Source organism: Methylobacterium sp. B1, assembly GCF_000333255.1.
Classification (GTDB): domain Bacteria; phylum Pseudomonadota; class Alphaproteobacteria; order Rhizobiales; family Beijerinckiaceae; genus Methylobacterium; species Methylobacterium fujisawaense.
Window position 1 is genome coordinate 1 of sequence record NZ_BACT01000305.1, and the last position, 4417, is coordinate 4417.

General features: G+C 72.7%; 4 protein-coding genes. 1 reads left to right on the top strand and 3 read right to left on the bottom strand.

Annotated elements, in window-relative coordinates; all coding sequences use genetic code 11:
- The 3 genes from ntrC to dusB form a co-directional block, all read right to left on the bottom strand.
- Positions 1-1406 (bottom strand): nitrogen regulation protein NR(I) (ntrC, locus tag I53_RS08960; protein ID WP_043349384.1); only part of this gene is annotated, 1406 nt, incomplete at its 3' end.
- A 48-nt stretch (positions 1407-1454) separates the two neighbouring features.
- Complete coding sequence (locus tag I53_RS08965) at positions 1455-2597, bottom strand: ATP-binding protein (protein ID WP_043349386.1); 1143 nt, start codon at positions 2595-2597, stop codon at positions 1455-1457.
- Complete coding sequence (gene dusB / locus I53_RS08970; RefSeq protein WP_043349389.1) at positions 2594-3619, bottom strand: tRNA dihydrouridine synthase DusB; 1026 nt, start codon at positions 3617-3619, stop codon at positions 2594-2596. Before dusB ends, I53_RS08965 begins: the two co-directional genes overlap by 4 nt.
- A gap of 171 nt (positions 3620-3790) precedes the next feature.
- Between dusB and I53_RS08975 the strand changes: the two genes are divergently transcribed.
- On the top strand, positions 3791-4417 hold a 627-nt coding region (locus I53_RS08975; protein ID WP_043349391.1), incomplete at its 3' end, for a 2-C-methyl-D-erythritol 4-phosphate cytidylyltransferase.

Sequence of the window (4417 nt, forward strand, 5' to 3'; positions counted from 1 at the left end):
GCGGTTGAGCCGAGCAGTTCCGCCGCGCGGATCTGGTTGCCGCGGGTGGCGGCGAGCGCCGCGCCGATCAGCGGGCCTTCGATCTCCCGCAGGATCCGGTGATACAGCCCGGGGGGTGGCAGGGTGTCCCGATAGCCGGAGAAATAATCCGAGAGGTGGCGCTCCACCGCGCTGGACAGGCTCTCGGATTCCCCGTTGGCCTTGCGGGCCGCGCCGTTGGCGGCCGGGGCCGCGGGCGTCGCCAGCGGAAGGGTGTCGAGCTCGGCCTCGATCACCGGGCCGGTGATCGTCTCCTGCGGGTAGAGGGCGGCCAGCCGGCGGACGAGGTTCTCCAACTCGCGGACGTTGCCCGGCCAGCGGTAGCGCTTGAGACGCTCCATGGCGTCCCCGTCGAGGGTCTTCCGGGTCAGGCCCTCGCGCTCGACCAGCACGAAGAAGTGGCGGACGAGGTCCGGCACGTCCTCGGAGCGCTCGCGCAGGGCCGGCAGCCGCAGGGGCACGACGTTGAGGCGGAAGAACAGGTCCTCGCGGAAGATGCCCTGCTGGATCGAGACCCGCAGGTCCTTGTTGGTGGCCGCGATGATCCGGACGTTGGTGCGGATCGGGACGCGCCCGCCCACGGTCGTGTATTCGCCCTGCTGGAGGACGCGCAGCAGCCGGGTCTGCGCCTCCATGGGCATGTCGCCGATCTCGTCGAGGAACAGCGTCCCGCCCTCGGCCTGCTCAAACCGGCCCGCGGAGCGCTGCAGGGCCCCCGTGAAGGCGCCCTTCTCGTGGCCGAACAGCTCGGATTCGATCAGGTCGCGCGGGATCGCCGCCATGTTGACCGGCACGAACGGGCCGGTGCGGCGGCGGCCGTAATCGTGCAGCGCCCGGGCGACCAGCTCCTTGCCGGTGCCGGACTCGCCGGTGATCATCACGGTGAGGTCGGTCGGCATCAGCCGGGCCAGCGCCCGGTAGATCTCCTGCATGGCGGGCGAGCGCCCGACCAGCGGGATGTCCTCGTTCTCGGGGGGCGCCCCGGCCGGCGCCGCGCCGCGGGGACGCGAGAGCGCCCGGCCGACGATGGCGATCAGCTCCTTCAGGTCGAAGGGCTTGGGCAGGTACTCGTAGGCACCCCGCTCCGAGGCGCGGATCGCCGTCATGAAGGTGTTCTGCGCGCTCATGACGATGATCGGCAGTTCCGGCCGCACGCGCTTGATGCGCGGCAGCAGGTCGAACACGTTCTCGTCGGGCATCACCACGTCGGTGATGACGAGGTCGCCCTCCCCCTGCGCGACCCAGCGCCAGAGGGTGGCGCAATTGCCCGTCGAGCGAACCTCGTAGCCCGCCCGTGACAGCGCTTGGTTGAGCACGGTGCGGATTGCGGCGTCGTCGTCGGCGACGATGATGTGGCCGTTCGGCATGACTCTCTACTCAGACCTCCGACGGGGGGCCGGATTCGGGGATCGACATCACGGATCGACCGCCGATTCGCGCCCGTCCCGGGCACTCGACATCGGCAGAAGGATGCGGAACGCCGTGCGGCGCGGGGCAGGATCGCATTCGACGATCCCACCGTGATCGCCGACGATCTTGGCCACCAATGCAAGACCGAGGCCGGAGCCTTGTGCCTTGGTGGTGACGAACGGATCGAACAGGTCCGGCAGCAGGTCGGCCGAGATGCCCGGGCCGTTGTCGCGCACGGCCACCTCGATCGGCAGGCTGACCCGCTCGCGGGAGCCCGGCACCTGCAGGCGCAGGCCGGTGCGGAAGGCGGTCGACAGGGTGATCTCGCCCTCGACCGCGTCCGGGCCGATCGCCTCCGCGGCGTTCTTCACGAGGTTCAGGATCACCTGGATCAGCTGGTCGCGGTTGCCGAGAACCGGCGGCAGCGACGGGTCGTAGGTCTCGATGAAGCGGATATGCCGCGCGAAGCCCGACTGCGCCGAGCGCTTCACCTGATCGAGCACCCCGTGAACGTTGACGGCACCGCGATCCGAGGGGCGCTCGTCGCCGAACAGCTCCATGCGCTCGACGATGCGGACGATCCGGTCGGATTCGTCGCAGATCAGGCGGGTGAGCAGCCGGTCCTCCTCGGCGCCGGTGCTCTCCAGGAGCTGCGCCGCGCCGCGGATGCCGGCGAGCGGGTTCTTGATCTCGTGGGCCAGCATCGCGCCCAGCGCCACCATCGAGCGCGCCGCCCCGCGATGGGTGAGCTGGCGGTTCATCTTGTCGGCGATGGTCCGCTCCTGGAGCATCATCACCACGGCGTCGCCGTCGTCGCCGAGCGGCGTCGCGAACACGTCGACGCTGCGCTCCAGGCCGAGGCGGGGCTGGGTCAGCTCGACCCGGTACTCGCTGACGCTGGCGCGCCGCCGCCGGACCTCGGCCACCAGGGCGATGATCGGCGAGGCGAAGGGGATGATGTCGCGCAGCCGCCGGCGCTGCATCAGCCGCGCCGAATAGTCGAAGAAGGCCTCCGCGGCGTGGTTGCAGTGGAGGATCTGCTCGTCGCCGCCGATGGTCAGGACCGGCAGCGGCAGGGCGTTGAGCACGGCCTCGGCGGCGGTGTCGCGCCGGCTGCCGTTCGCCTGCGGGAGGGAATCGTCGCTCACGCGGCCTCCTGGACAGGATCCGCCGAGCCTGCGAAGGCCCGGGCCAGCAGGGCCAGGGCCGTCGCCGGATCGGTGGTGGTGAGCAGCGCCGCGCGCTCGGCCGGGTCCAGCGCCCCTCCGGTCTCGGCATAGGCGGCGAGGTGCTTGCGCGCGTGCCGCACGCCCATGTCCCGGCCGTAGAGCGACAGGAGCCCCGCATAGTGCTCGGCGGCCAGGGAGGCCTGATCGGCCCGCGCCGGTTCCGGCATAGGCCGTCCGGCCAGGGCCGACGCGATGTGCCCGACCAGCCAGGGCCGGCCGGTCGCCGCCCGGCCGATCATCACCCCCGCCGCCCCGGACGCCGCGAGGCAGGCCCGGGCGCTGGCGAGGTCGGTCACGTCGCCGTTGGCGATCACCGGGATCGATACCGCCGCGACCACCGAGCGGATCGCCGCCCAGTCGGCGCGGCCCTTGTAGAATTGCTGCCGGGTCCGCCCGTGGACGGTCACGGCGTTGAGGCCCAGCCGCTCGGCGCGGGCGGCGAGATCGGCGGCGTTGCGGCTCGCGTCGTCCCAGCCGAGGCGCATCTTCACGGTCACCGGGACCGACACCGCGCCCCGCACGGCCGCGAGCAGGCGCTCGGCGTGGTCGAGGTCGCGCATCAGCGCCGAGCCTGACGCGATCCCCGTGACGATCTTGGCCGGGCAGCCCATGTTCACGTCGATCACGTGGGCGCCCCCGGCCTCCGCCAGCCGGGCCGCCTCCGCCATCGGGGCGGCCTCGCAGCCCGCGAGCTGGACCACGTGCAGGTCGACGCCGGAGCCTTCCGCGCGCAGGGTGGCCTCGCCGGAGCCGCGGGTGAATTCCCGCGCCGCCACCATCTCGGAGATGACCGCGTCGGCGCCGCAGCGGCGGGCGATGCGGCGCATGTGCAGGTCGGTGACGCCCGAAAGCGGGGCAAGCAGGCAGAGCGGGGCGGCGTCTGCCGCTCCGGCCTTCGCACCTTCGCGGCGCAGCGCGCTCAAATAATGGTCAGTCGTCATTCTGCACAACAATGAGGCAAGCCCGGCCCGCTGGCAAGCGGGACCGCGCGTTGATTTCGGGCCCTCCCCCGCTTAAACGACGGGCACCCTCTGCGGCAGGCTTCCGGCGGCAGCGCTGGCCCGCGCGCCGGCCGCCCCTCCGCTCCTCAGGCCCTCACGAGTTCGTCGCCCATGTCCGCCACCGGCACGCCAGCCATCGGACCCGCCAGCGCGGGAGCCGGCGTCGCCGCGGTGGTGGTGGCCGCGGGCCGCGGTATCCGCATCGGCGGCGGCACGCCCAAGCAGTACCGCCGGGTCGGCGGACAGGCGGTCCTCACCCGCACCCTGGCGGCCCTCGCCGCGGATAACGGGATCGCGCGCATCCAGCCGGTGATCGCCGCCGACGCGGCGGACTTCTTCCGGAACTGCCTGGACGAACTTCCACCCGCAATCCGCGCGAAGATCACGGCGCCGGTGGCGGGCGGGGCGACCCGCCAGCTCTCCGTGCGCGCCGGGCTCGAAGCCCTGGCGGTCGGGTCGGCGCCCGAGATCGTTCTGGTCCACGACGCGGCGCGCCCCTATGTGGACGCCGCGCTCATCGCCCGGGCGATCGCGGCGGGGCGGGATCACGGCGCGGCCGTACCCGGCGTCCCGGTGACCGACACGGTCAAGCGCGTCGTCGATATCGCGCCCGGCATCGGCCGGGTGCACGAGACGCCGCCCCGGGAGCACCTCCGCGCGGTGCAGACGCCCCAGGCCTTCACCTTCGGTCCGCTGCTCGCCGCCCACCGGGACGCCGCCGCGCAGGGCCTCGACGGC

Bases quoted from the DNA above. Each gene is read 5' to 3' on its own strand.
- dusB (WP_043349389.1), bottom strand. From the start codon at position 3,619: ATGACGACTGACCATTATTTGAGCGCGCTGCGCCGCGAAGGTGCGAAG.